This is a genomic window from Moraxella sp. Pampa, assembly GCF_035181385.1.
In the GTDB taxonomy this organism is placed as follows: Bacteria; Pseudomonadota; Gammaproteobacteria; order Pseudomonadales; family Moraxellaceae; genus Moraxella.
In genome coordinates this window covers 75,984-102,347 of sequence record NZ_JAXCJK010000001.1, presented here as the reverse complement: position 1 = coordinate 102,347, position 26,364 = coordinate 75,984, and the positions used below count along the sequence as shown (strand labels likewise).

At 40.6% G+C, this 26,364-nt stretch carries 24 protein-coding genes, 1 tRNA gene and 1 other RNA gene; 6 read left to right on the top strand and 20 right to left on the bottom strand.

Going from position 1 to position 26,364, the window contains the following annotated elements:
- Positions 1 to 2: 2 nt before the first annotated feature.
- From R0123_RS00480 to ffh, 3 genes are all read right to left on the bottom strand, one after another.
- Entirely contained in the window at positions 3 to 845 is an 843-nt protein-coding gene (locus R0123_RS00480; protein WP_323841314.1) for an undecaprenyl-diphosphate phosphatase, read from the bottom strand.
- A gap of 75 nt (positions 846 to 920) precedes the next feature.
- Positions 921 to 1,580, bottom strand: coding sequence for a tRNA (adenosine(37)-N6)-threonylcarbamoyltransferase complex dimerization subunit type 1 TsaB (gene tsaB, locus R0123_RS00475; protein WP_323842717.1), 660 nt, complete (start codon positions 1,578 to 1,580; stop codon positions 921 to 923).
- A 146-nt stretch (positions 1,581 to 1,726) separates the two neighbouring features.
- On the bottom strand, positions 1,727 to 3,262 hold the full coding sequence (gene ffh, locus R0123_RS00470) for a signal recognition particle protein (RefSeq protein WP_323842716.1): 1,536 nt from the start codon (positions 3,260 to 3,262) through the stop codon (positions 1,727 to 1,729).
- 370 nt (positions 3,263 to 3,632) lie between these two features.
- On the opposite strand from ffh, the gene R0123_RS00465 reads away from it, so the two are divergent.
- A complete protein-coding gene (locus R0123_RS00465) occupies positions 3,633 to 4,424 on the top strand; it encodes a cytochrome C assembly family protein (RefSeq protein WP_323841311.1) in 792 nt (263 codons plus the stop codon).
- A gap of 152 nt (positions 4,425 to 4,576) precedes the next feature.
- On the opposite strand, the gene folD is transcribed toward R0123_RS00465, so the two are convergent.
- The 7 genes from folD to argC all read right to left on the bottom strand — a co-directional run bounded on the left by folD (position 4,577) and on the right by argC (position 13,061).
- The gene (gene folD / locus R0123_RS00460) at positions 4,577 to 5,431 is read right to left on the bottom strand and encodes a bifunctional methylenetetrahydrofolate dehydrogenase/methenyltetrahydrofolate cyclohydrolase FolD (RefSeq protein WP_323842715.1); all 855 of its coding nucleotides are present in this window, start codon (positions 5,429 to 5,431) and stop codon (positions 4,577 to 4,579) included.
- Positions 5,432 to 5,497: 66 nt separating this feature from the next.
- Positions 5,498 to 7,813 (bottom strand): ATP-dependent Clp protease ATP-binding subunit ClpA, encoded by a 2,316-nt coding sequence (clpA, locus tag R0123_RS00455; protein WP_323842714.1) that lies wholly within the window; start codon positions 7,811 to 7,813, stop codon positions 5,498 to 5,500.
- An 87-nt stretch (positions 7,814 to 7,900) separates the two neighbouring features.
- The gene (locus R0123_RS00450) at positions 7,901 to 8,344 is read right to left on the bottom strand and encodes an ATP-dependent Clp protease adaptor ClpS (RefSeq protein WP_323842713.1); all 444 of its coding nucleotides are present in this window, start codon (positions 8,342 to 8,344) and stop codon (positions 7,901 to 7,903) included.
- Entirely contained in the window at positions 8,337 to 9,107 is a 771-nt protein-coding gene (locus tag R0123_RS00445) for a hypothetical protein (protein WP_323841307.1), read from the bottom strand. The genes R0123_RS00450 and R0123_RS00445 overlap by 8 nt, the downstream gene beginning before the upstream one ends.
- 118 nt (positions 9,108 to 9,225) lie before the next feature.
- On the bottom strand, positions 9,226 to 11,481 hold the full coding sequence (locus tag R0123_RS00440) for a cation-translocating P-type ATPase (RefSeq protein WP_323842712.1): 2,256 nt from the start codon (positions 11,479 to 11,481) through the stop codon (positions 9,226 to 9,228).
- A 148-nt stretch (positions 11,482 to 11,629) separates the two neighbouring features.
- Entirely contained in the window at positions 11,630 to 11,842 is a 213-nt protein-coding gene (locus R0123_RS00435) for a heavy-metal-associated domain-containing protein (RefSeq protein ID WP_323842711.1), read from the bottom strand.
- A 148-nt stretch (positions 11,843 to 11,990) separates the two neighbouring features.
- The gene (gene argC / locus R0123_RS00430; RefSeq protein WP_323842710.1) at positions 11,991 to 13,061 is read right to left on the bottom strand and encodes an N-acetyl-gamma-glutamyl-phosphate reductase; all 1,071 of its coding nucleotides are present in this window, start codon (positions 13,059 to 13,061) and stop codon (positions 11,991 to 11,993) included.
- A gap of 348 nt (positions 13,062 to 13,409) precedes the next feature.
- On the opposite strand from argC, the gene folE reads away from it, so the two are divergent.
- The 5 genes from folE to ybeY all read left to right on the top strand — a co-directional run bounded on the left by folE (position 13,410) and on the right by ybeY (position 16,529).
- Complete coding sequence (gene folE, locus R0123_RS00425) at positions 13,410 to 14,015, top strand: GTP cyclohydrolase I FolE (RefSeq protein ID WP_323841303.1); 606 nt, start codon at positions 13,410 to 13,412, stop codon at positions 14,013 to 14,015.
- Between the two features lie 193 nt (positions 14,016 to 14,208).
- Positions 14,209 to 14,400: non-coding RNA, 6S RNA (gene ssrS / locus R0123_RS00420), on the top strand.
- 142 nt (positions 14,401 to 14,542) lie between these two features.
- Positions 14,543 to 14,618, top strand: a tRNA-Asn gene (locus R0123_RS00415).
- A gap of 323 nt (positions 14,619 to 14,941) precedes the next feature.
- On the top strand, positions 14,942 to 16,003 hold the full coding sequence (locus R0123_RS00410; RefSeq protein ID WP_323842709.1) for a PhoH family protein: 1,062 nt from the start codon (positions 14,942 to 14,944) through the stop codon (positions 16,001 to 16,003).
- Complete coding sequence (ybeY, locus tag R0123_RS00405; protein WP_323842708.1) at positions 15,996 to 16,529, top strand: rRNA maturation RNase YbeY; 534 nt, start codon at positions 15,996 to 15,998, stop codon at positions 16,527 to 16,529. Before R0123_RS00410 ends, ybeY begins: the two co-directional genes overlap by 8 nt.
- 73 nt (positions 16,530 to 16,602) lie before the next feature.
- Here the strand turns inward: ybeY and pyrF are convergent, their stop codons facing one another.
- From pyrF to R0123_RS00355, 10 genes are all read right to left on the bottom strand, one after another.
- Positions 16,603 to 17,295, bottom strand: coding sequence for an orotidine-5'-phosphate decarboxylase (gene pyrF, locus R0123_RS00400; protein ID WP_323842707.1), 693 nt, complete (start codon positions 17,293 to 17,295; stop codon positions 16,603 to 16,605).
- 27 nt (positions 17,296 to 17,322) lie between these two features.
- Positions 17,323 to 17,685 carry a LapA family protein gene (locus R0123_RS00395; protein WP_323842706.1) on the bottom strand — a complete coding sequence of 121 codons (363 nt, stop codon included), beginning with the start codon at positions 17,683 to 17,685 and terminating at the stop codon, positions 17,323 to 17,325.
- A 63-nt stretch (positions 17,686 to 17,748) separates the two neighbouring features.
- Positions 17,749 to 18,057 carry an HU family DNA-binding protein gene (locus tag R0123_RS00390; RefSeq protein ID WP_323842705.1) on the bottom strand — a complete coding sequence of 103 codons (309 nt, stop codon included), beginning with the start codon at positions 18,055 to 18,057 and terminating at the stop codon, positions 17,749 to 17,751.
- A gap of 309 nt (positions 18,058 to 18,366) precedes the next feature.
- Complete coding sequence (gene rpsA / locus R0123_RS00385; RefSeq protein WP_323842704.1) at positions 18,367 to 20,040, bottom strand: 30S ribosomal protein S1; 1,674 nt, start codon at positions 20,038 to 20,040, stop codon at positions 18,367 to 18,369.
- Between the two features lie 171 nt (positions 20,041 to 20,211).
- Positions 20,212 to 20,916, bottom strand: coding sequence for a (d)CMP kinase (gene cmk, locus R0123_RS00380; RefSeq protein ID WP_323842703.1), 705 nt, complete (start codon positions 20,914 to 20,916; stop codon positions 20,212 to 20,214).
- A 17-nt stretch (positions 20,917 to 20,933) separates the two neighbouring features.
- Positions 20,934 to 21,467, bottom strand: coding sequence for a tRNA adenosine(34) deaminase TadA (gene tadA, locus R0123_RS00375; protein ID WP_323842702.1), 534 nt, complete (start codon positions 21,465 to 21,467; stop codon positions 20,934 to 20,936).
- Between the two features lie 36 nt (positions 21,468 to 21,503).
- Entirely contained in the window at positions 21,504 to 22,220 is a 717-nt protein-coding gene (ung, locus tag R0123_RS00370; RefSeq protein WP_323842701.1) for a uracil-DNA glycosylase, read from the bottom strand.
- 48 nt (positions 22,221 to 22,268) lie between these two features.
- Positions 22,269 to 23,222: an RDD family protein gene (locus R0123_RS00365; RefSeq protein WP_323842700.1), complete on the bottom strand. Its 954-nt coding sequence runs from the start codon at positions 23,220 to 23,222 to the stop codon at positions 22,269 to 22,271.
- Between the two features lie 100 nt (positions 23,223 to 23,322).
- Complete coding sequence (locus R0123_RS00360) at positions 23,323 to 24,567, bottom strand: MFS transporter (RefSeq protein ID WP_323842699.1); 1,245 nt, start codon at positions 24,565 to 24,567, stop codon at positions 23,323 to 23,325.
- Between the two features lie 524 nt (positions 24,568 to 25,091).
- The gene (locus R0123_RS00355; RefSeq protein WP_323842698.1) at positions 25,092 to 26,174 is read right to left on the bottom strand and encodes a tetratricopeptide repeat protein; all 1,083 of its coding nucleotides are present in this window, start codon (positions 26,172 to 26,174) and stop codon (positions 25,092 to 25,094) included.
- Between the last annotated feature and the right edge of the window lie 190 nt (positions 26,175 to 26,364).

Sequence of the window (26,364 nt, the reverse complement as noted above, 5' to 3'; positions counted from 1 at the left end):
GTTTAACCTTGAACCTGATAGCCAAACATAAAATACATCAGCAGAACAACCACGCCTGTCAGGATACGCAGATAAGCAAAAATCATAAAATCCCTCTTAGACACCCAAGTTACCATAAAGCGAATACAAAGCAATGCCACAATGAATGAGACCACCACTCCCAAGCCCAAAATCACCCAATCTTGCCCTGTTTGCAACGCTTGTTTTTTATCCAACAAATCCAGCAAGGCCGCACCAACAAGCACAGGAATGCCCAAAAAAAATGAAAATTCAGTTGCTGCCTTTCGGGACGCACCAAACCATAATGCACCGATGATGGTCGCCCCAGAACGAGAAGTGCCGGGAATGAGTGCAAGACATTGGACCAAACCAATTTTTAGAGCTGTTTTAAAATCCATTTGTTCAGCTTCCATTACCTTAATGGGTCGTGGGCGTTTTTCAACATACATGATGAACAACGCACCGATAATGAGCATGGTTGCCACAATGAGCGGATGAAATAGCATTGTTGTGATCAAGTCTTTGAATGCAAAACCCATGACCATGACAGGTATGGTGGCAATGATGAGTGCACCACCAAGCCCTCTGGGGCTGTTCATGCCATTCGCTCTGCCTGTTAGCAGACCCATAAATGCCGACCACAGTCGACCCCAATAGTCATAGATGACCGCCAAAATCGCCCCAAGCTGAATAACTACAATAAACAAATCTCGCTTATCTTTGCTCCAAAAATCCATCATATCGCCAAATAAAATCAAGTAGCCCGTACTAGAAATCGGTAAAAACTCTGTAATACCCTCAACGATGCCCATGATAACAGCTTTGATAAACAACAGTATGTCCATGAATTTTCTAACTCACATGATTGATTTTTATTAATTTTTATAACAATAACAAATGAAAATGACAAAAAAATAAAATTATTTTTTGCCTTGCTCCGCTAAAGTTTTCCACGCATTATGACGCAAATACACTGGCAAAGCATTGTCTGCGGTTGTTCCGCCATTTTTTAAAAATTCAGCATAAGCAATTTTACCGATGTCATAAGCAGTCGGTCTATACAAAACTTTCGTGCCATCAGTTTGAATAAAATCACCGCCATCACCAATCACAATATCGGCATTGACTTGACTTTCATAGGATAATAACTGTTCATCAGCAACTTGGATTGGCTGGCTATTTTTAATTTGATAAAAACATACATAAACTTCATTTTGGCGAGCATCAATACAACTTGCGATGGTTGTGCCATTCATCAAGCTGTTTTGCATAGAAAAACCATTTGTCAATGCTTGCAAGCTTGATACACCCACACAAGCAATGTCATGTGCAAAAGATAATGCTTGCACAACTGCCGTATTAATACGAATGCCACTAAATGCACCTGGACCACGGTTAAAGGCGAGCAAATCAACATCATCAAGATGGGCATCATTCGCCCTAAGTAGCTCATCTATCATCGGTAGGATAATTTCTGTTTGACCACGAGCACCCTCGGTGGTTTTTTGAGCGATCAATTTATGATTGTCCAGCAGTGCAACAGAGCATTGCTCAAACACTGTATCAAAAGCGATTAACATAAGAATTTACTTGACTGATTTAGTTTGGTTTATTGTTTGGTTTGTTTTTTAAGTTGCTTAGCTTAGATGATATAAAATAATGCAGAGAGTAAAAAAAGCATAAAAACACCCAAACTGTCTGCTAGGTGTTTTTATGAATCAAAAACTCAAAAACGCTTTTTGAAATTAGGCAACTGACCTTCCATTGCTTTGATTTGCTTTTGCATCTCTTCCATGCTTGGCATATTATTTGGGTCAAGACCCAGCTCGCTCATGGATTGTCGCATCTGCGTTTCATTCATGCCTGCCTGACCTTTATTACCACCAAACAACGGACCACCGCCTGACATACCCTTAGTCAGACCTTGCACCGCCTTCATCATTTTTCCAATACCATCAGGACGGCTAATCATTTTCATCATTCTTGCCATCTGCTTGTGTTGTTTTAGCAGGCGGTTTACATCTTGTATCTGTTTACCTGAACCTGCAGCGATACGGCGTTTGCGACTTGGGGTAATTTTGTCAGGGTTTTGGCGTTCAAATGGGGTCATTGAATGAATCAATGCCTCCATTTCTTTAACCTTTTGTTCAGGCTTGGCCTCCTCCATTGCTTTTTGTAAGTCTGCACCACCCATGCCTGGCATCTTATCCAAAAATCCCGCCATACCACCAAGATTTTTCATTTGCTGAAATTGGTTTAGCAAGTCCTCCAAATCAAAATCACCACCTTTTTGGAGTTTTTTGGCCATGCGTTCGGCTTGTTCACGGTCAATTTTACTTTCAACCTCTTCAACCAAAGAAAGCACATCGCCCATACCCAAGATACGCTGAGCAATACGCTCAGGGTGAAATAATTCAAGTGCTTCTAGTTTTTCACCACGCCCCAAAAATTTAATTGGCTTGCCAGTAATTGCACGCACTGAAAGTGCCGCACCGCCACGGGCATCGCCATCTGTTTTGGTCAAAATCACACCAGTCAAAGACAGTGCATCATTAAAGACTTTGGCGGTATTGGCCGCATCTTGACCTGTCATACTATCCACAACAAACAAAGTCTCGCTCGGATTGACAGCCTGCGTCAACTCCTTAATTTCCTTCATCATCTCCTCGTCAATCGCTAGGCGACCTGCCGTATCAATGATAAGAATGTCAGCATATTTTAACTTCGCCTCCTCAATGGCACGGCGAGCAATATCAATCGGATTTTCACTTGTGCTAGATGGAACAAACATCGCACCAACCTGACCTGCTATAAATTCAAGCTGATTAATCGCTGCAGGACGATACACATCCGCCGAAACAAGCATGACCTTTTTGTTTTGTTTTTCTTGTAAAAACTTAGCCAGCTTGCCTGCGGTGGTCGTCTTGCCAGCCCCTTGCAAGCCTGCTAAAAGATACACCACGGGCGGTTTGCCTGTCATTGCAAGCGACTGGTTGGCCGAGCCCATCATCTCGGTCAGCTCATCATAAACAATCTTAACAAATGCTTGACCAGGTTGTAGCTCTTTTAAAACCTCCCGACCCAGTGCTTGCTCTTTAACTTTGGCGACAAATTCACGCGCTACAGGCAATGCCACATCAGCTTCTAATAGTGCCATGCGTACTTCACGAAGGGTGGATTTGATATTGTCTTCGCTAAGCTGTGATGTACCTGTGATGTTACGCAGGCTACCAGAGAGTCTTTGAGTTAAGGTATCAAACATAATTTTTCCAAGATGACTTTTACAATTAAATAAACTGTGCCTATTGTAAGCCAAAATGAATAATTATGCCAATGCAAATTAAAGTTTATGGAAGAATTGGCAGATTTGCCCAGCATCAATTAAACCAATTCATCCATCAAGCCAATACATTAAATCGGTGCATCAAGTTAAAATGATGAGCCAACGACAACCCCAAGAATGCTACTTTACACCTTTTGTGAATTTTGCTATACTTTTTTGCCATTGACGGTCAATTCAATCATCAGCATAAATTTTAATTTTTCATGTAAAAATAGCAAGATTGACGGTCGTTAACTGGGCCTTTATCGTCATTTTAACGCAAATACAGAGTTGTATTTTAGGGGTTGCCATGCTGACTATTTATCTTGTAACTGCGTTGATTTATGCCATCACAGGCCTAAATTTATACCAAAAACTCGCCAAAGAGCAACCCATCAACAAAACCCAAACACTCATCACTTTGCTCATCGGTGCAACATTACACGCATTTTTGTTGTATCCAAAAATCATTACGCCATACGGACTAAATTTTAATATTTTTAATACCATCAGCCTGATCAGTTTGTTTTTTTTGATATTTTTTGCATTGTTTAGCCTATACCGCCCGATTTTAAGCTTGGGCATTTTGGCAACACCTGTATCTTTTATTGGACTTAGTATTGGCCATTTGGGAAAAGCAGCTTACGAGCCACTTATTCACTTAAGTCCATTTTTGCAACTACATATTCTGCTGTCATTTGCGGCTTACTGCGTACTACTTATGGCAACAGTGCAGGCGGTCATGCTGCGATTGCAAATTCAAGAACTCAAACGCCGTACCATTCATCGCTTTTGGGTGAGCAAGTTGCCAAGCTTACAAAGTATGGAGAGCCTACTGTTTGACATGATTTTGATGGGGTTTGTGATTTTAAGCGTGGCACTGGGCTTAGGTATGGTGGCAACTTACGACATCATGGCACAACACATCGCTCACAAATTATTTTTTAGCGTACTGTCTTGGGTGGTTTTTGGCATATTCATCATTGGACACTACCGTTTTGGCTGGCGTGGCAAGCGTGCGGCAAATTTCACCATTTATGGCTTTATTCTGCTTGCTGTCGGCTTTATTGGTTCAAAAGCAGTGATGGATTTGTTGGTCTGACATCTAAACAAGCAAACCAACCCCTCAGTTAAAAAATACTACAAACTGATTATTGTCATTCATATAACTCCTGATATTAAGCCATTCAATCTTAATAAAACAAAAAACTGCCCAATTTTTAGGCAGTTTTTTTATTGCTGGTGCAAAATAAATTAACGAATACCAGCCTCCAACTCCGCTGCTTCGACAGTTTGGCGAATCAGCGTATTGATTGTCATTGGACCCACGCCACCTGGCACAGGCGTATAAGCCGCCGCAATGCTCTCAATGCCATTAAGTTCAATGTCACCACAGCCACCTTGTGGCGTTGGGTGAAAGCCTGCATCAATGACCACCGCACCCTTTTTAATCCAGTCTTTTTTAATCAATTCTGGCACGCCCACAGCACCAACCACAATGTCTGCCTGTCTGATATGCTCAGCAAGATTTTGTGTGCGTGAATGACAAATGGTTACAGTGCAATTAGCATTTAAGAGCATGGCAGCCATAGGTTTGCCCAAAATCGCACTACGACCAACAACAACCGCATGCTTACCAGACAGCTCTACATCATAATGATTTAATAGGTGCATGATGCCCTGAGGAGTGCAGGAACCATAGGCAACTTCACCCATCGCCATACGCCCATAACCTAGGCAAGTTACACCGTCCACATCTTTGGCAAGACCAATGCGATCAAAACACGCACGCTCATCAATCTGCTCTGGCACAGGGTGTTGTAGCAAGATGCCATGCACATCAGGATTGGCATTAAGTTCATCAATTTTATCAAGTAACTCTTGGGTGGTGGTACTTTGTGGCATCTCCACACGAATGCTATCCATACCAATGCGTTTGCAGGCATTACCTTTCATACGCACATAGGTTGCTGATGCAGGGTCATCACCCACCAAGATGGTCGCCAAAATGGGTGTCCGCCCTGTTTTTTCTTTTAAATTTGCCACTCGTGCCGACAGCTCGCTTTCAACTGAGCGTGCCAACGCTTTACCGTCCAAAATCTGTGCCATAACCATTTCCTTAAACCAAAATTAGATAAATACACAAAAAACAGCGGGATTAAAATAAGAAAATTCCTACTTAGCCACCGCATTTTTAGGCGTAGATTGTAGCACATTAAAGCGTAGTTTTTCCACACCCGAAGATGGGCTTTGTGCTGTATTTTGCTCGGACAAATCTATGCTGTTGCCATCATTTAATAAAACCTGCACCACGCCACCATTCACAAGCTCACCAAATAAAATCAATTCAGCAAGTGGTTTTTTAATTTCATTTTGAATCAAGCGTGCCATTGGTCTTGCACCCATCAATCTGTCATGGCCTTTCTTGGCAAGATAGTCTCGCACCTCATCACCTATTTCCAAAACAACATTCTTATCGTCAAGTTGGGTTTGTAACTCTACAATAAACTTATCCACGACCAAAGCCATTACTCGTTCATCAAGCGGTGCAAAACTGATGACTGCATCTAGGCGGTTACGAAACTCTGGTGTAAAAGTGCGTTTGAGTGCATCAAAGTTGTCAGTTGAGTGGTCTTGATGAGTAAAACCCATTGATGCACGACTGATGCTCTGTGCACCAACATTGGTTGTCATGATGAGAATGACTTGTTTAAATGACACCATGCGTCCATTATTGTCCGTCAGCGTGCCATGGTCCATGACTTGCAAAAGCAGATTAAATACATCAGGGTGGGCTTTTTCAATCTCATCAAGCAATAACACCGAATGTGGGTGTTTATGGATTTTTTCAGTCAAAAGACCGCCTTGATCAAAGCCTACATAACCTGGAGGCGAACCAATCAGCCGTGATGCGGTGTGTGCCTCCATATACTCACTCATATCAAACCGCACAAATTCCACGCCCAGCATAAAGGCAAGCTGCTTACAGACCTCTGTCTTGCCCACACCAGTAGGACCTGCAAACATAAAAGCACCAATTGGTTTATCAATAGGTTTTAGCCCTGCACGAGCCAATTTGATGGCAGATGAGATACTTTCAATTGCCTCATCTTGCCCAAAAATGACATGTTTTAGGTTGCGTTCAAGATTTTTTAAAGTCTTTTTATCATCTGTTGAGACAGACTTTGCTGGAATGCGTGCCATTTTCGCCACCACCTCTTCAATCATGGCAACATCAATCACGGTAGGTTCATCACCGCCCTTACCAAGCATTTTAACCCTAGCACCCGCCTCATCAATAACATCTATCGCTTTATCAGGCAAAAATCTATCCTGAATGTATCGTGATGACAAGTTGGCTGCCGATTCTAATGCTTCATCGGTATAACACACTCGATGATGGTTTTCATACTTTTCTTTCAACCCTTGCAAAATCCCCACCGTATCCACCACAGATGGTTCAGTAACATCAATTTTTTGAAATCTACGAGATAAAGCATGGTCTTTTTCAAAAATTTGCCGATATTCATTAAAGGTGGTTGAGCCAATACAACGAAGCTCACCATTAGAAAGAGCAGGCTTGATGAGATTAGACATATCCATCGTACTGTTCATGGTGGAACCAGCCCCAATCACGGTATGAATCTCATCAATAAAGAGTATGGCATTTGGTGTATTTTTTAGGGTAGCTAACAGCTCTTTCATACGATTTTCAAAATCACCACGAAACTTTGTGCCTGCGACAAGCGAGCCAATTTCAAGACCGTAAATCACTGTTTTGCTCAATGCTTCTGGTGCTTTACCATTGACAATCAACCACGCCAATCCCTCAGCAATGGCAGTTTTACCCACGCCTGCTTCACCAACCAGTAACGGATTATTCTTGCGACGACGACACAACACCTGCACTGTGCGTTCAATTTCAGCATTTCGCCCAATCAATGGGTCAATTTGTCCATTTTTTGCACGCTCGTTCAGGTTGATGGTAAAATCATTCAGCGGATTTGCGGATTTTTTAGTGGTTTTTTTGATATTTTGGGTATGTTTAATGCCCTCTTCTTTGTCTTTTTTATTATGCGATAAATAACGAAGCACACGCAGTTTATTCACATCACAATTTTGCAATAAGTATACCGATTGCGAATCTTTTTCGTTGAATATCGCCACCAACACATCAATACAATCAATCAGACGCTCTACCCCACTTGACTGCTGATGCCAGATGGCTCGTTGTAATACTCGCTCACAGCTTTTGGTGGGTTTAATGTGAGCGTGATCATTGGCAGTTTTTGGCACATAATTGGATAAATAAATTTTTAATTCATCGCTTAATGCACTAATATCCACGCCAAAATCAGTCAGCATTTCACTCACCGAATCACTGCCTAACAACCCAAGCAATAAATGCTCTATCGTAATGAACTCATGACGGTGTTTTTTGGTATACTTCTCAATCTGTTGTCGTACGGTTTCAAAATCTGTGCTGAACATTATTTTTCCTAATTTTTCCCATAAAAAATCTTCAAAACAACCATTAAGACTTAGACATCACCACCCACCCTCATTGCTTTTTCAAAATTATTGCTTTTCAAGGGTGGTTAAAAGCGGATACTCCATTTGCTCAGCAAGCTCAGTTACCTGCATCACTTTCATCTCACCTATCTCATACGGCATGATCGCCACCATCGCACAGCCAGTTTCATGAATGGCATACATCAGCTGTATGGCACGCTCAAGTGTATGATTAAACATTTCCATCAGCACATACACCACAAAATCCATCGTTGTATAATCATCGTTATGCATGACAACCGCATACATCGGTGCTTGTGTTTTTTCCACTTTCTCAAGCAGTGCTATATCTTCTTGTTCTTGTGTATCATGTGCATATTGCCCATGATGCAGTTGATGATTCATCTGATGAATAGGTGAAAATTTCATTATCTTAATGTCCAACATACTAACAAAACCAAGCCAAGCAAGAAAAAGCCGAGCAATCGCCCGACTTTTGATATTATTCATGACCCAATTGCTTGTTCATTCCACTTTTAGATGGTGGTAAAGAGGCATTTGTCTTCATTTTACCAACTCGCCAATTATAAAGTTGCTGTACTTTTTGCTCACCTGCAATCAGCTCCAATTTCATTTGGCGTGGCACAAAGCCATCTGGCATCACAAACCGCCCACGAATACTTGCCGCACCATCAATCTCATAGCTTGAAGGAGTCAATGGGATTTCAACCATACTCGTGCTATTAAGTAGCGTCAAGCGTGGTGTCATTCGCATTGCCTTACCAGAAACATCAATCATCGCTACATCAAAACGGTATTCAAAAGTATTATCTGGCAATGAGCTTATCTCAGACGCCGTAACTTTAAGTGCCACACCACCTTGCTCTGCCACCGATGCTTTTAACAAGGCATTGGTCTGCTCTAATTGCAAATTTTTAGTCTGTAAATACTGCTTTTCAGCACTCAGATGTTCAAAATTATTAAGGCTAATGTCTCGTTCTTTAATGATGGCATCGAGCTGTAACTGCAGTTCGGTATTTTGGGTGGCAAGTGCACTTGCATCAGCACCCAATGCCTTATCAGCCAGCGTATCTTGGACAGAATTCACACCCTGACGATATCCAAACTGATAACCAACAAATGCCAATACAAGTGCTGTAAAGACAATCGCCACAAGGAACAATGTCAGAATCTGTGCTACTGCACCTTGTTGTTGAGCGGGAGACGATTTATCAAGAAAATGAAAATTAAGCTGTGTGATGGTTTTTGACATGGATTTAAAAAAGCAAATAAGGTTCGTTCATTATATCAAATATCAGCTCAATATTCGTGGTAATTTTACAAAAAATTGTGTAAAAATCACATCACAGTTATTTTTGATGACACGGTAATCATGGTATTTGGTATTTGTTTTTAAGGTTGCTTTCAAAATCATTTTTTATGTCAAATCTTTTTAATCTTAAAGCATTCACCAAAACACAGATAGAGCTTAGTGCCATAGCTGCTGCCGCAACAATGGGATTTAACAACCCCAACGCTGCAAAAACAATACCAAAAACATTATAAATACAAGCAAAAAATAGATTTTGCTTAATATTTTTTAAAGTGGCTTTGGCGATTTTTTGTGCATAGTAAGCATGAGCCAAACAATCACCAATCAACTCAGCAGAAGCGGCATATTTGGCAATGCTTGATGCATCACGCACCGAAAAACTCACCTGTGCTGATGCCATAGCTGGTGCATCATTCACCCCATCACCAACCATTGCCACAATGCTACCAGATTTTTTTAAGTTATTGATTTTTATTGATTTATCTCGTGGGGATAAATGACCGTATGCCTGATGAATGCCCAGACCACCTGCCACATCATCAACCACACCTTGGCGGTCTCCACTCATCATAATGACACAAATGCCATCTTTTTGTAAACGATGAATCACTTGCTTGGCGTCAGATTTTGGTGTATCACTCAGTGCATAAATAGCAATCAACTTGTCATTAACCGAAACAGCAACAATGCTGGCAGTTTCCCAAATAGCCTCTGATGCACCATGTTTATCATCATCAATATGAATAGTTTTAAAACCAACTGGTTGGTTTTTTATAAAATGATTGAAATTGGTCAGACCAACAAATTTTGGTGTTCCCACCTTGACCATACCCACATCACCAACATCGCCCATCAAGCCCTCACCAATGATGGTTTTTGAACAGCTGGCAGAGTGCAAATTAAGTCCTTTGTCAAGTGCACTTTTAACAATGCTCTTGGCAAGTGGGTGAGTGGCCTGCTGTTCTAGACTTGCAACAATGGTCAAAACATCATCATAAGCAAAGCCATCTGCCAACAACACCGCACGAATGGTAGGCTTTCCCACCGTGAGCGTGCCTGTCTTATCAAAAACCATTGTATCAATACGCCCCGCCATCTCAAGACTTGATGCGTCCTTAAATCGCACACCGTGGTGTGCCGCCACACCCATTCCTGCCATGATGGCGGCAGGAGTTGCTAGCCCAAGTGCACATGGACAAGCGATGACCAAAACCGACACCGCTCGCATGAGTGCTACATCAAATACACCAAGTATTAGCCAATTAAATACAAAGACCACAAATGCTACCAATACCACCGCAGGCACAAAAATCCCTGCAATCTTATCTGTCAATCGTGTGATGTCCGCTTTTGTACTCTGAGCCTCATTAAGTGCGGTGATCATATCGCCAAGTGCTGTCTGATTGCCTGTCGCTGTCGCTTGATACTCAAAACCACCATCAATCACAATACTGCCAGCCAACACAGTATCACCCATCATCTTAGGTAAATGCTCGCTTTCGCCCGTCAAATGTGCTTCATCAACCAATCCTACACCTACTGTCAGCACACCATCTACAGCAATTCGCTCACCCACTCGTGCCAACAAAACATCGCCCACTTTCACAAACTCAACATCAATTGTTTGCCAAGTTTTGTTATTTTTGCGTGATGTGGTATTTGGTATCAGACCCATCAATAAAGAAAGACTATTTAAGCCGTCTTGCTTGGTGCGTGCTTCTAGATATTTCCCCAGACTCACAAAGGCGATCACCATCACCGATGCTTCAAAATACACCATCTCATGAGTGCCACGCCCAACATGAAAAAGCCATACATAGGTTGAATACAGCCAAATCGCTGTCGTTCCCAGAGCAATCAAAACATCCATATTGGCAAGGCCAGCACGCAAAGACGACCAAGCACCACGATAAAAACGCCAACCAAAAACAAACTGTACAATACTTGATAGTACAAACTGTACCCAAACAGACGGCATCAACGCATGATTCTTTATCATCATGCCAAACATACCCACCCAAAATGGCAAAGAAATCAACCACAACACCAAAAGCTGATAGGGAATCGTTACTTTATCTGCGGGTTTTAACTCATCTACCAACACCCCTTCAAAACCAGCCTTGCTTATCCATGCCACGACATCTTGGCTGTCGGCATTCTTATGGCGAATAGTGAGTGTTTCGGTTGCAAAATTCACCTGTGCCATATCCACCAACGGATTTTTATTTAAAACTTTTTCTAGGCGATTGGCACACGCTTGGCAGGTCATGCCCATGATGGCAAACCTTTGCTCTGTCAATGTTTTACTTGTCATTTTGTCATTTTGTCATTTTGTCATTTTGATGTATTTATCGGTATTGTTGCTTCCTAGTTATAACAGCAACCATGCACAAATATTTTTGTGCAATTTAATCTTAATCAACAAAAAAAACCAAATGACATACATTCGGTTTTTTATCAATTTAAGTTGTACTAAATCCAGCATCTTCAACCGCATTGATGATTTGGATTTTATCTAATAGTTCATCATCATAAGTAACAACAGCCTGTTCAAGCAGACGATTCACTTCCACATTTTGCACACCAGCCAGTGCGTTAAAAGCATGATGCACACTTGATTCACAGCCTTCACAGGTCATGCCATAGATTTTTAAAGTTAATGTTTCAATACTCATGATTTTCTCCTCATGTTTTAAATTTAACAAATCAAATTAACAAATGAAATTGATAGCAACCAGCACACTCAATCAAACAATCAAACTTAAGACAAATAGGTACAAGCAGTTTGATTGACAAAAAACACACCATGATTAAAAATTAAAGTTATGGCACGACAGGCACAACATTTAGCCCTGATTTTTCGTCCAGTCCAAACATAATATTCATGTTTTGTACTGCCTGTCCTGCTGCACCCTTGACCAAGTTATCCTGCACCACAAGCACAGTCAAAGTTTCTTTATCTTGATGCAAGCCAATTCTTAAAAAGTTGGATGCCCGAGTATGCTTAGTCTGTGGCAACAGACCTTTTGGTAATACATCAATAAAATACTCATCTTGAAAGCGATTTTCAAACACCGATTGCCAATCTACGCTTTGACCTGCATCTGTCAGTGTCAAATGAATCGTACTAAACATACCACGAATCATCGGCACAAGATGTGGCACAAAACGAATTTTTTGCGTAAATTTTGACCCCAAAACACCATGCACCCCCTGCTCAATCTCAGGCAAATGACGATGCCCTGACACACCATAGGCACTAAAGTTATCCAAAATTTCACTAAAAATCAAATCCAATTTCGCACCACGCCCCGCTCCAGAAATGCCTGATTTGGCATCAATAATAATACGCTCTTCAATCAACATCTGATTTTGACGATTTTGCTCATCGATGATTGCAGACAAGCCCAAAATGGCAGTAGTTGGATAACAACCAGGATTGCCCACCACTTGAGCAGACTTAATTTTCTGACGGTTAATCTCTGGCAGGCCATAAACTGAATCCACCAAAATGTCTGCACATTCATGCGTCATGCCATACCACTCTTTAAAGGCATCTAAATCCTGTAAGCGAAAATCCGCTGCCAAATCAATGATTTTTACACCCTTACTGAGCAAAAATTCAGCCGCTCTCATGGCGACACCATGCGGCGTGGCAAAAAACACCACATCACATTGTGCCAACTTGTCATCATCAGCATCACTAAACTGCACATCAGATACGCCACGCAATGATGGAAAAATCTCACTAACCTCTCTACCAGCCTCAGTGCGAGAAGTCAACATGACAATCTGTACATTTGGATGGTTTGACAGCAAACGAATCAGTTCCACACCTGTATAGCCTGTGCCACCTACGATACCAACTTTAATTTTTGTTGCATTTTTCGACATACCCACCCCGCCAATTGATTGAAATTAATTGCTTAGCAATTCACCAGTGCAACCGATGTAAAAGATTAAAAAACAGCTTTAATACAATTCAATTTAATACATTCAAACATTCTTAAATATATTATATAAAGTTTCTTAAATATAAAATACAGTTTTAAATCTTAATATAACAAATTCACATTTTTTATGCCAAACTTTTTACGATTTTGATGAAAATTTTGCCATTTTTAGCAAACTTTATGACAAGTTGAGAAATTTTTTGCAAGTTTTTAAGATTTTACTTGATAAAATTTGATTTTAAGTTAAGCTATATCTTTTATATTTATTCATAATATTAAATCATTCATCATGTCAAATTCCGATAACATTGATTTTATCCCAGATTACGAAAAAATCGCCAGTCATTATGTCAATATCATAGAAAGTAGCGGTGAGGATTTAAACCGTGAAGGCCTGCTAGATACGCCAATGCGTGCTGCCAAAGCATTTAGCTATCTAACTCGTGGCTATCATCAGTCGCTTGATGTGGTGGCAAATGATGCAATTTTTCCATCAGACAATCCTGAACTGGTGCTGGTGCAGAACATAGAATTTTATTCACTATGTGAGCATCACCTATTGCCTTTTTACGGCGTAGCACATGTCGGTTATCTGCCAAATGGCAAAGTACTGGGACTGTCCAAAGTTGCACGCATTGTTGACATGTATGCCCGTCGCCTACAAATTCAAGAAAACTTAACCAAGCAAATCGCCACCGCCATTGAGAGTCTAACAGATTGTCATGGCGTTGCAGTTGTCATGGATGCAAGCCATATGTGCATGATGATGCGTGGTGTCAGCAAGCAACAATCCACCACTCGCACAGTCAGTATGTTGGGCGATTTTAACACAAACCAACAGGCAAGAAGTGAATTTTTAAACGCCATTCCAAAACGACAACCTGCATTTGGTTAAACTACATCTTTATGCCAGTGATATTAATCATGCTTAAAGTCACCCAATTTGTCTTAAAGCCCATACCATCAGGTATGGGCTTTATTTTAGAGTTAAAAATCTAAAAAAATCCAATAAGTTGTGATAAATCAAATAGTTATTCATATAAAATTCATGTCAAGCCTTGAAAATTATCAAAAAAATGCTATAATGACCGCAACTGGGGTGTTCGCCAGCAAAGCGTATTCCTGAGCCGATAATTTTATCCTAGGAACGCACTCCTACTATTTTGTTGTGCAGGCCTGCATCTTGTGATGTATCAGGAAGCCGTAATAAATAGTGGTGTGTTCCGCCTTGAACCTTACGGTTCATGGTTACCCCTTTGTAGCGGCACCTTGGTTTTTTATTTTTGTCATTTGATACAAAGTTAAATGCAAAAATACTTTTGAGATATTTAAATAAAAGTTAAATAAAAAAGTTAAAAAAATTGTTGACAAGTAAAAATTAGCTGTTATAATACGCCTCATATTAAGCGACTTGCTAGATATTCCCCAATAGCTCAGTCGGTAGAGCATCGGACTGTTAATCCGTGTGTCCCTGGTTCGAGCCCAGGTTGGGGAGCCATATTAAGCTAGAAATAGCAATCAAAAACCCTTCTCAATGTACTGAGAAGGGTTTTTGATCATGTTTGTTAGCCATACCTGCTCATAGCAGTTATCCATCACCAAGATTTGGTGTTTATCATGATTATTTAAGCTTGTTGCTTAGTCATTTAAGCATATTTTAAAGCTCAGCACCCTATCTTTTTTTAATACCATTTTTATGTCTTATGGTAATAAGACCATTTTACCCCTCTTGAAAATCCCAACCCAAATCCTTATTATAGTCGCATCGTTCATTCAAACACATAACACAAGACTTATTTACTCAAAAAAAAGGAAACATTCTTGACCATCTCTCGCACGATTATCCTAGAATTAGATGCCAATACCCTAAGAAATCTGGCTGGTGAATACAACAAACACCTAAAATATCTCCAAGAACGCCTAGACATTCAGATTGTTCAACGCCAAAATTCATTCATATTAACAGGCGATTTAACCGCTGTGGAGCGTGGTGAGTTTATCATCAATAAGTTGGCTGAAATTGCAGATGACAATATTGACAGCGAAGAACTGCATCTCATCATTCAATCTAGCCTGTCTTATGACAATAATAAAGATTATGAGATGAATGAACCTAACAAAAACAAATCGTACGCCGATATCAGCTTACGCACCCGTAAAGGTAAAATTACACCTCGTGGCTATAATCAACAAGAATATGTCAAAAAAATTCTTGTCTCTGATGTGTCATTTGGTGTGGGTCCTGCTGGCACAGGTAAGACTTATTTAGCGGTGGCGTGTGCTGTTGACATGTTGGAGCGTGGTGAGATTGAGCGTATTTTACTTGTGCGTCCTGCGGTGGAAGCTGGCGAGAAGTTAGGCTTTTTGCCAGGGGACTTGAGTCAAAAAATCGACCCTTATCTACGGCCTTTATATGATGCATTGTATGAGATGCTTGGTTTTGAAAAAGTAGGCAAATTACTTGAGCGTCAAGTCATCGAAGTTGCACCACTTGCCTATATGCGTGGACGCACACTCAACAACAGTTTTGTTATTTTAGATGAGGCACAAAACACCACACCAGAACAAATGAAAATGTTCCTAACTCGCTTAGGCTTTGGTTCTCGTGCAGTTATTACGGGGGATATGACACAGGTAGACCTACCTCGTGGGCATAAATCCGGCTTATCACAAGCACTTCACATTTTATCAAAAATTGATGAAATCCATATTACCTATTTTGACAGCAAAGATGTGGTACGTCATCATTTGGTGCAAAAAATTGTTCAAGCTTATGATGATTTTGATGAAGAACAAGAAAAAATAAAATCTGCACGCAAAGCCGCCCACATCATTGAAAAAGCTGACAAAAACCAAAAAGAAGTAGGAAGTGGCAATGCCTGATGCAACAGAAGTTTTTATTAGCCATCATGACGACATAGACAGTAGTCAATACGATACGCAGTATTTAACCAAAGTCATCGGCCATGTCATGACTGTCATGAGCAATAAAATGTATGACGGACTAAAATTTGCCTATTTTAATAACGCATCAGACTATTGGCATAAGCCAAAAATGGTGGATATTTATATCACAAATGATATTGAGGGCAGACAGCTGAATCTAGACGCTCGTGGCAAAGATTATGCTACCAATATTTTATCTTATCCAAGTGCTTTATCATCTGACATCATGGAAGTGATGGGAGGAGTGCCTTTGGGCGAACTCATTATTTGCCATGATGTTTTGGTGCGTGAAGCCAAAGAACAAAATAAACCTTTTATCAATCACTTAACACATTTACTCGTGCATGGCTTGTTACACTTGCTAGGTTTTGATCATGAGATCAGCGATAAAGACGCTGTTGAGATGGAGAATTTTGAAATTGAAATTTTACGAGAATTAGGTATTGATGATCCTTACTCCTAATTTTCTTACAATTTTTATGGTCAAAAAAAATAAAACAGCCTAATAAAGACTGCTTTATTGCCAACAAAACCATTTAATTAAAATCATTCAAAATTAAGTGCAATTTCTCATTTGGGTTATTCGCACCCGTGATGGAACGCCCAATCACCAAATAATCTGAGCCATTAGCCAGTGCATCTTTTGGGGTGCATATCCTGTGCTGATCATCAGCACTGTCTGTTGCCAAACGAATGCCTGGCGTGATGAGTTTAAATTCTTGCCCTAGCACTTGTTTTAACATTTGCGCCTCTTGAGCAGAACATACCACACCATCAAGCCCTGAATTTTTGGTTAAGGTTGCCAATTTAAGTACATGATCCTTAGCAGTACTAAAAATACCAAGCTCCATCAAATCACTGTCTGACATTGAAGTTAGTACCGTTACCGCAATAAGCATGGTATTATAGCCACCTGCTTGTAGACGAGATTTGGCAAGCATCATCGCCTTTGAACCAGCAGAGGCATGCAAATTTACCATCCATACGCCCATGTCTGCTGCCGATAATACCGCTTGGGCAGTTGTATTTGGAATGTCATGGAATTTTAAATCCAAAAATACTTCAAAGCCACGCTGGTGAAACTCTTGTACCACCTTTGGGCCACAAATAGTAAACAGCTCCTTCCCTACTTTTAAGCGACAAAGCTTTGGGTCTAAACCATCAGCAAGAGTCAAAGCACCATTTAGATCATGCTTATCCACCGCCACTATAATTGGAGAACTGACCATCACATTTCCTTAATAATGCTCTATAATTTATAGATTGGGAGGATTATTGATTGATGAGGCACCTTCGGTCGCCACTATTTCAGCAGAATGCACTTCGGCTTGCTTGGCGAGTTTGATGTTTGCTTCAGTAAGCTGAGTTTGAGCTAGTTTAAGTTCTTTCGTCAGGCGGCTGATTTCCCATTTATTTTGCAACACACGAAATACCAAAAGTGCAAGTAACATTCCTAGCACAATGCCCAAAATGATAGTAATCACAAGCAACAGACCAAGATTCATGGTTGGTACATTTGAGAACATCAAATTCACCGCAACCTCGCTATTGTTTAATAGCACCAAGCCTATCGCATAGGCACATACAGCCACCAATAATACAACCAAAACAATATGCATATCTTTTCTCTTTTTTGGTTAAATAATCAAGATTTGACAATAAAAAAATAATAAGAAAAATGACTAATCATTAGCCTCATTTACCATTTCTCTTAGCATCTTACCAGGCTTAAAATATGGCACAGCCTTAGCTTCAACAGCAACTGACTCACCTGTGCGTGGATTGCGGGCATTGCGGGCATTGCGATGGTGTAGACAAAAACTACCAAAGCCTCGCACTTCCACACGCCCATCATGCGATAAACAATCCACCATTAAGTTAATGATTTCACGCACTGCCTCATCAACAACAGGCTCCTCAACACCATCACATACCGATGCCAAATTAGAAATAAGGTCAGACCTGTTAATTACTTGCTGTGCTGGTTGCATATACCCACCTTGAATGGTTCAAAAAATGACAACAATGTCTTTAAATCCTTGGATTTAACCAAAATTCAATCTTTGTATAAGTTTTTTTTCTTCAAATATTATATCTAAAATAGAAATATAATAATAACGGAAAAATCACTAAATGTGAATAAATTTTTGTGAATTTTCATCAATCTAGCAAACATTCTATCATATTTTTAAAATATTTTGCAATTGGCGTGCCAACCATATGTCATGTACAAACCTCTTTTTAGATACACATAAAAAAAGAGCGGTAAAAACCGCTCTTTTTTTATCACCAAGTAGAAATCAACCTTTTAGCTGGTCGGCAAAAATATCGCCCAGTGTTTTTGGTTGGTTGTCTGATGCAGCATTAGAAAGCTCTTTGATGGCTTGACGCTCATCAGCTTCATCTTTAGCTTTGACAGATAAAGTAATGCCACGAGATTTGCGATCAACACGAACAATCTTCGCTTCAACTTCATCACCAACATTCAAAGCTTTTGACGCATCCTCAACACGCTCACGAGAGATATCAGCAGCGACCAAGTAACCTTCAACTTCGTCAGCCAGTGTAATCACCGCACCCTTGGCATCAACTTCTTTTACCAAGCCTTTTACGATGGCACCACGGTCATTGGCCAATAGATACTCATTAAATGGGTCAGAATTAAGCTGTTTGATACCCAAACTAATACGGTTGGCATCTGCATCTACTTGCAGAACAACTGCTTCTACAGTATCGCCTTTGCTATAGTTGCGGATAGCTTCTTCACCAGACTCAGTCCAAGAGATGTCCGATAGGTGAACCAAGCCATCGATACCACCTTCTAGACCAATGAACAGGCCAAAGTCAGTGATTGATTTGATGGTACCAGAAATCTTATCGCCCTTAGCATGGTTTTTGTCAAATTCAGCCCATGGGTTTGGCATGGTTTGTTTGATGCCCAAGCTGATACGACGACGCTCGCCATCAATTTCAAGAACCATGACATCAACTTCGTCACCAACTTGAACAACTTTTGATGGATGGATATTTTTGTTGGTATGATCCATTTCAGAAACATGCACCAAGCCCTCAATGCCTTCAGCGATTTCAGCAAAGCAACCATAATCAGTTAGGTTGGTTACACGAGCCTTAGTGATGGTACCAACTGGGTAAGTTTTTTCAACCTCGCCCCATGGATCAGAGCCAAGCTGCTTTAAGCCCAAGCTAACACGGTTACGCTCACGGTCAAATTTCAATACCTTAACTTTAAGATCTTGACCAACTTCTACCGCCTCTGATGGATGCTTGATACGCTTCCAAGCCATATCAGTAATGTGCAGAAGACCATCAATACCACCTAGGTCAACAAATGCACCGTAGTCGGTTAGATTTTTAACAATACCATTGACTTCCATACCTTCTTCTAGCTTGGCAAGCAGTTCATCACGCTCAGCACTGTTTTCAGCTTCCATCACTGCACGGCGAGATACTACAATGTTATTGCGTTGTTTATCAATCTTGATAACCTTAAATTCTAGCTCTTTGCCTTCTAGATGAGTAGTTTCACGCACTGGACGAACATCCACCAACGAACCTGGCAAGAATGCACGCACAGAACCGATTTCAACGGTAAAGCCACCTTTAACCTTAGAAGAAATAAGACCAGTAACAATTTCGTCATTTTCATGAAGCTGTTCAAGTGCACGCCAGCTTTCCTCACGCTTTGCTTTTTCACGAGAAAGCACGGTTTCGCCCATACCGTTGTCAACTTTTTCAACAACAACATCAACTTTATCACCGATAGCAACTTCCAATTCACCAGCTTCGTTCAAAAATTCTGAACGAGCGATAAAGCCTTCTGATTTAAGGCCAGTATCAACAGTGATACGCTCGTTGTCAATAGCAACAACAGTACCAGAAATCACAGCACCAATTTCAACCTTGATTTCGTTGGCGTTGCTTTGTTCAAACAGTTCAGCAAATGATAAACTCATTAGTAATACCTTAAAATTAGCCGTAGCCTGTCCAGCTCAGTACGGTTCTGGTGATATGTGTCATTAAGAGATACTGGTTTTTAGCTTAATAACAGCACAAAAATAATAAACCTAGCAATTATATCACAGTCTTGACAAGATAGATAGCATTTTGTATGCAACGAGCAAGCATCAAGATAGCTTGGCCTTGATAAATGACAAAATTTCATCAAAAACTTCATCTGCCGACTTGTTTGAGCTGTCTATGACATAAGCATCTAATGCAGGGCGACTGGGGGCGGCCACACGGTTTTCGTCTCGCTCATCTCTGGCCACAATATCTGCTAAAATGGCTTCATAATCCGCCACTTTGCCTAAATTTTGTAATTGCATCACACGCCTATTTGCTCGTGTCTGAGCACTTGCGGTTAAAAATACCTTGGCGGACGCGTCAGGAAATACCACCGTCCCCATGTCTCGACCGTCTGCCACCAGACCCGCCTTCTCTTGTGCAATATTTTTTTGTAAATCAAGCAAAGCAGTGCGAACTTTTGGAAAAACAGCCACTTGGGACGCATACCCTCCCACCACCTCATTGCGAATATCTTGTTGCAATAATTGGTTGTCCACTAAAATTTCAACCGTTTTAGCAGTTGGGTTTGGAAGAAATGATAATTTCAAAGATTTGGTGAATGTCGCCAACTTATCTTCTAGTGTTTCATCAGTTTCATCGGTCTTATTCAACAGACCCTCTTGATGAGCCAGCAGGCCAACAATGCGGTATAAAGCTCCGCTATCAAGCAGCTCAAAGCCAAAATACTCAGCAAGGCGATATGCCACCGTCCCTTTGCCAGCCCCAGACGGTCCGTCAATCGTGATGATGATTGGATTTGTCATGACTTTGTACTCATTATTTACTCGCTGTTTGATTTTTTAGTTATTTGCTGCTTGATTTGGCGTTTTTCCTGTCGCTTTTTTTTAAAAAACTCGCTTAAAACTCGCCCGCTTTCATACGCCAAAAGCCCACCTTGAACACTGATTTTATGATTATAAAAAGTCTGATTTGGCAAATCAAGCTGACTGGTTATCACACCAGCTTTTGGCTCATAAGCACCAAAAACCACACGACTGACACGGCTATGAATAATCGCCCCAAAACACATGGTGCAAGGTTCAAGTGTAACATACAATGTACTTTTGGCAGGTAGGCGATAATTGTTAATTGTTCGGCAAGCCTGACGAATGGCAACTATCTCAGCATGATGTGTCGCATCGTTTGTACCAATGGGGCAATTAAAACCCTCACCTAGAATCTTTCCCTCATGCACCACCACTGCCCCCACTGGAATTTCATCTTGACTTATTCCGTGTCTAGCAAGCTGTAATGCTTTATTCATCATAGCGACATCAAACAGCGACCAAAATGTCAGCGTGGCAAAATCCATCATTTTACCACCTCTTAATAAGACAAACCATTAGCTTCATCATCGTGGCAATAGCCAATCAATAGGCGTCTTGCCATGTCTAGCTAAGTATGTGTTAGTCTGCGAAAAAGGGCGAGAGCCAAAAAACCCACCACGATTTGCCGACAATGGCGATGGGTGTGTTGCAGTCAGGATTAAGTGGCGAGATGCATCAATAAACCGCCCTTTTTTCTTAGCATAACTACCCCATAATATAAAAACCGTCTTGTCGGTTTGTTTATTGATGACATCAATCACCGCATCAGTAAACCCTTCCCAGCCACGGTTTTGATGGCTGCCTGCCTGCCCACTTTCTACTGTCAAAGTTGCATTAAGCAATAAGACGCCTTGATTTGCCCAATGTGTCAAATCTCCATGTACCGAGATAGGCACACCCAAATCAGTAGCAAGTTCACCTAAGATATTTTGTAGGCTTGGTGGTTTTGGAATGATTTTTGGCACAGAAAATGACAATCCCATCGCTTGTCCTGCACCATGATAAGGATCTTGTCCTAGTATCACAACCTTGACAGCAGACAAAGGTGTGGTATTTAAAGCATTAAAAATCTTATCCTTAGGTGGGTAAATTGTCTTGCCCTGAGCATATTCATGGCGTAAAAATTCACGCAATTTTGCCATATTCTCACTCACCAATTCGTGAGCAAGTGCTGTTTTCCAGTCATTTGGCAATTGCACTTTTTGTAAGATGGCCAATTGCTCAGGGGTAAAATCATTCATCATAATAAAAATAGCTAATCGTGTAAAAATAATTTAAAAAATTAAAAATTAAGAATTTTTTGTTGTTTTATCAAGCTGGCTTGGATTTGCTTTCGCCACCACCGTCTTGGCAAGGCGGTCATGCCAACCTTGTTTTTTAGAATGACCACTTGCCATGAAGTAGTTTATCCCAACCAGTACAAATGCTAGGTTAAATGGCAAAGCAGAGACCGCCCAATAAATCACCACCAACAACAATGTACGCACCCCTACAAGCGACATGAACGATGGCAGCTTGCCTGTTTTTTCATCAACGACACGAATGCCCATAACCAACTTACCAAAGGACTGACCACGCATCACAATCAAAAGCAGCTGAATGAGCACAAAGCCGCCCAAAAGCATCAAGGTCATCGTTATCACTTGGCTTGGTAGCTGCTCCGCCAGTGTCTGTGCGTACGCCATGCGAGCTTCAAAGGTGCCTGTGGTCATTTTTTGTTGGTCGGGATTGAGTTTCATCAGCCCCGAAACAAAAGGCATGAACGCCACAATGAACAAAGTCATGTTAATCGCCAACGCCAAAAAACGACTGCCCACAGACGCATACTCTACCCCTGCCGAATGCACAGGCTTTGTCAAAGATGGCATGGCGATGGGTTTTAGCACCTTATTAGCCTCGGGCTTACGCCCATACAGCTCCGCCACGCTCACTCGCTTTTGCTCATCGGCTTGCCTGCCAGCTTGAAAATCCACATTATCGCCAAAGCCACGCTGCTCATTGTGAGCATGGTTTTGCGTGTGGCTTTGTACATGACTGTTTTGTACCGCATTGCCCTGTGGCACGGCAGGCTGATAGCAGGCTTGACCACCCGTCATCTCGCCAATTTTCTGCCAATTTGCCATGCCAGAATGCCACATCAAATCATCAAGCAGCACCTCGCCTGAGGCGAGCATGACATTGAGTTCATTAAGATTATAAGGTCCTGCTTGGACATTGTTTCTTGCCAGATAGATTTTCATCATCGCATACTTTTTTAAGTGTTAAAAATCCGATTATTGTAACCAAAAGATGATGACAATACAAGCTGGGTTTTGTAAGCTGTGTTGTCAGCCTCTTGCCCGCCTATCGCCGCTTAGACTTTATTTTTAGGCAGGCAAACACCGCCATATGCACCACCGCCAACGCCGCAGAATACAGACAAAGCCGTGCATAATCATCGCTGTTCTTTGGCACAATCCACAAGCTCGTCAGCAAAGAACCTGCCGCATCGCCTGCCAAAAATGCCGTCTGCGTCAAGCCCAGTGCTGTCGCCAAGACCGCCTTATCAAAAAGCTCGTATTCTAGCACTTCCTCAAAAGACACCGCCAAGCCTGAAAAAGCACTTCTTGCCAATACCGCCAACACCAACAGCCAAAGCCCAAGCTCAAAATACAGCCCTACCGCCATCAGCAAAAACGAGCCAACATAACCTGCCATCGCCACAAAATAACCCACAAAAGGCGTGTTTTTCACCCAATAATGATGCTTTAATAGCCAAGCATTTACCACGATGGTCATGAGTGTTGTCAAAAGAAAAATAAAGACAGACTTGAACTCAGGCACGCCATAATCCACAAACATCAAAATCAAATAAGGCTTAAACAGCCCAACATACACTCCCATCACAAAGTTTGCCAGCACAAACAAGCCCACAAACACCGTCCATGTTTGTCTTACCGTCTGCATTGCCGAACTGGATTTGTTGCTGGGCGTATTGCTATTGGCATTTGTACTGGGATTGGAATTGGAATTAAAAGTAGGGCTGGGATTTAGATTATGCCGAGCAAAAAACGCCGCCACCAGTACCAGCAACCCTGCCAACAACAGCAGCCAAAAATACACCGAACCAAACAAAAACACCGCCACAGATACAAGGGCGGTGCCAATCAGCGTACTGGCATTACCTAATATTGAATTGATGGCGGTCAGCTGCGTGGTATTGTTATCATCGCTTTGTGAAATGTGAAATATCCAAGCACGCTTGGTAAGCAGTGCTGTAGAAGCTCCAACGCCTGCCATGATGGCGGTCATGATGGCAATCATCGGACTGGTAAATACTCGCATGGACAAGGCGAACGCATACAGCAGCAGCCCAAACATCAACGCCTTAGCAAAGCCAATCCTATCTACAAATAAGCCATAAGCAAAAGAAAACGCCCCTGTAACCGCCATGACTGAATATGCCATGCCATAAGCAGCCAACGCATTTTCATGCTTAAAATACAGCGGCATGGCTGCCAGCGACACCGCCATGCCCATCTGGAAAAACAAGGTAAAAAAAGCATACCATTTTAAACTGGCATGAGATGAGAAAATTGCGTTAATCATCAAAAAACCTCAATTCACTTTAAAAAGGAAGTTATTATGCAATTGGTAATTCAAGCCCCAAAAGCACAAAAAGTTGATCACGATTTGCTTTACAATCAACCCTAGTTTTTAATTATTTATTCTGTGCAAGAAGTAGAAATACGGTTAGGTTAATACTTAACCGTATTTTATTGAAGTTACAATGAACTTAAATAATCATAATTCTGCTTTAAAATAACACTATAAGGAAACTCATCTAGTGCTAATGACAAATAAGTGAGAGTTTGCTCATTGTTACCTCTGTGCAATTCGGATTCCGCCAACAAGCTAAAAGATCTTATAACTTCACTCTCATCCAATACAAACAATTCCTCGTGCATTATAAGTTCTTTTAATATTTGCTCTGCATTCAAGCAACAATCATTTTCTTTGGATGAAATTTTTGAATAAAGGGCATTATTTAGGTAACTCAAAGACTTTTTAGAATCAAGACAGAGCTTATAAGCATAATAATAACTATTTGCTGACTCAGTATATAATTGATTCTACAATTGCCAATAAGCAAGCATTGCCCAGTTTTGATGGCTATAATGATTGATTGAGGTTGCTTTTTTACAACTAGATATAGCGGAATCTAGATCATTTACAAGCCCAAAAATTCTTGATAAATCCAAATAATAAGTATCCATCAATTCATCTTTATCCAAAAGTTTGTTTAGAGAAATGATAGCATTATTATAATCCCCAAGCTTTTCATAACATTGAGCTAGGTTATACACTAAAACAGAACGATATAACTCCAACTCCTCCTCTCTATCATGGATGGATAGTTTATCAATTTTATTTATACAATCCACCATCAAGTCTTTCGCTTCCTCTACTCTATCCTTCCTAAACAAGACCAAAGCATATCCATTGCGATTAAATAAAGCGGAAAAAATTGCACTTGGGTGATTTTCTACATATTCACTAGAGTTTACAATTGCATCATAGGCTTGTTCTAATAGGCGTTCTGACTTCTCTATACTTTGAATTTCTTGACTATGCATTCTAGCATATAGCATAGCCTTAGAATACCTAGAACCGTTTTTATACTTTTGGATATTGTCGTCATTCAGCATTAAGTCTAAATAATACTCAGACATTATAGGGTTTTTCAACATTTGTTCAGATATGGAAAGAACATTCCATAGATTAGAATCACCATAAAAACTCTTGATAAAATTACAAATATTCCTTGCAGTCAAGGCATCTCCAGCATTCAAGTACTCAGGTGCGATATCAATTAAATCATCATATAAATCCTTGTCAAACCTACCCTTTCCATTAAACTTTAATATGCTTAATTTATCATACAACCTCTCATCATTTTGATTTCTAGACAAATCTAAAGCATAACAACATTTTATATTGTAAGAAATATCCCAGTTGCTAAACTTTTGAGCCATTTCAAAAAATCTTTGACTAAACTCATCCAATTGTGAATGACATACAACACAAATAGAAATTTTCTTTTCGCCAATATTTTTATTAAGGTAATCAATAATTGCAGCATATGTTGAATCCAAAACATTTTTAGTTCTATAACGAATTCTTTGCTCTAAAGGGATTTTTTCTGTTAAATTCAAATCACACCGATAAAAGTTAGATTTTACAATAGTATCAGTAGGATAAAACAAATATAGATATTTGGACAAACTTGGGTTAAAGCTTTTCTCATCCAAGCCTAACTTTCCAAACAAATCTTTTACAGCAGAAAAAAAGCAACAATATCTCTACTGTCATGATAAACAACGAATTCCAAATTTTTAACCCTAT